Source organism: Variovorax soli NBRC 106424, from assembly GCF_001591385.1.
Lineage (GTDB): Bacteria > Pseudomonadota > Gammaproteobacteria > Burkholderiales > Burkholderiaceae_C > Variovorax > Variovorax soli.
This window is the reverse complement of sequence record NZ_BCUU01000220.1, coordinates 1-1,686: the sequence shown is the minus strand read 5'-3', so window position 1 is coordinate 1,686 and position 1,686 is coordinate 1. Positions and strand designations below refer to the sequence as shown.

Annotated in this window: 2 protein-coding genes; both read right to left on the bottom strand. The window is 68.5% G+C overall.

The features are described 5' to 3' along the window. Positions 1–91: 91 nt before the first annotated feature. Positions 92–1,414 carry a homogentisate 1,2-dioxygenase gene (gene hmgA, locus VSO01S_RS26450; RefSeq protein WP_068645708.1) on the bottom strand — a complete coding sequence of 441 codons (1,323 nt, stop codon included), beginning with the start codon at positions 1,412–1,414 and terminating at the stop codon, positions 92–94. 33 nt (positions 1,415–1,447) lie between these two features. Beyond that, entirely contained in the window at positions 1,448–1,630 is a 183-nt protein-coding gene (locus VSO01S_RS26445; protein WP_068645709.1) for a DUF2783 domain-containing protein, read from the bottom strand. Between the last annotated feature and the right edge of the window lie 56 nt (positions 1,631–1,686).

Here is a 1,686-nt window from a genome sequence, read left to right as displayed (position 1 = left end):
TCGCGGTGCGCTGGTTCTATCGTGTTTCATGGGCTGAGGGCGTGCGGCCCCCACCCCTGCCCTCCCCCAGCGGGGGAGGGAGCAAGAAGGCTCAGGTCTTGAACTGGTCCTTCAGGCCCGCCCAGCAGTCGGCGTAGTCGGTGTCGAGCGACGGGCTGTGGAGTGCGGACGCGGTGGGAATGAAGCGGTAGCGGCTCTCGAACATGAAGGCCAGCGTGTTGTCCAGCTTCTGCGGCTTGAGGTCGGCATGGCTGGCCTTGTCGAAGGCTTCCTCGTCCGGGCCGTGCGGCACCATGGCGTTGTGCAGGCTGGCGCCGCCGGGCTTGAAGCCGCCCGGCTTGGCGTCGTACTCGCCGTACACCAGGCCCATGAACTCGCTCATCACGTTGCGGTGGTACCAGGGCGGACGGAAGGTGTCTTCCATGACCAGCCAGCGCGGCGGGAAGATGACGAAGTCGCAGTTGGCCGTGCCGGGCGTGTCGCTGGGCGAGGTGAGCACGGTGAAGATGGACGGATCGGGATGGTCGAAGCTGATCGAGCCGATGGTCATGAAGTTGGCCGTGTCGTACTTCACCGGCGACAGGTTGCCGTGCCAGGCCACCACGTTGAAGGGCGAATGGCTGGTGGGCGCCGTCCAGAAGCGGCCGCCAAACTTCTTCACCAGCTCGTAAGCCACCTTGCCGTCCTGCTCGGCGTGCTCGTAGGCGGCCACCGGCGCCTGGAAGTCGCGCGCATTGGCCAGGCCGTTGGAGCCGATGGGGCCCAGCTCGGGCAGGCGGAACTGCGCGCCGTAGTTCTCGCACAGGTAGCCGCGCGACGGTCCGTCGGGCAATGCCACCTTGAACACCACGCCGCGCGGCACCAGCGCGATCTCGCCCGGCTTGATCTCCAGCACGCCCATCTCGCTGGTGATGACCACCCGGCCCTGCTGCGGCACGAAGAGGATCTCGCCGTCGGCATTGACGAAGGCGCGGCGCTCCATCGAGCGGCCGGCCATGTAGATGTGCGCGGCCACGCCCTGCTGCGCATCGGCGTCGCCGTTGGCGCACATGGTGTGCACGCCGTCCACGAAGTCGATGTCGGCCAGGTTGGCCGGCAGGGGCGAGGGGTGCCAGCGCATCGGCTCGGGCGGCACGGCAATGGCGCGGTCGCCGCCGGTGTGCCAGTGGGGCTGCGCATACGGCTGGTAGCGGCCCGCCACCACCGAGGGCTGGCGGCGATACAGCCAGCTGCGGCGGTTCTCGTGGCGCGGCGCGGTGAAGGCCGAACCGGAGATCAGCTCGGGGTACAGGTCGAAGGGCGCGCGCTGCGGGCTGTTGCGGCCCTGCGGCAGCGCGCCGGCCACCGCCTCGGTGGCGTACTCGTTGCCGAAGCCGCTCTGGTAGCGGCGCTCGCTGGTGTGTGACGAACTCATGGTTTCTTTGCTCCCGAAAATGAATGAAGGCGGTCAGGCGTCGCGCGCGGCGGCCAGCGCCTCGCGCAGGACCGGCAGCGATCCGATGTGGTTGGCCAGCAGGAGCACCAGACGCGCGTTGAGCGCATGGCTTTCCTCGGTGGAGAGGCCCTGATGGGTTTCGATGAGCGCTTCGTAGAAGTCGTCCGGCGACTCCAGGTGCGCGTCGGTGATCAGGGGTTGGTCTTGCCCCCTCTCCCTCTGGGAGAGGGCTGGGGTGAGGGCGGGCGCGA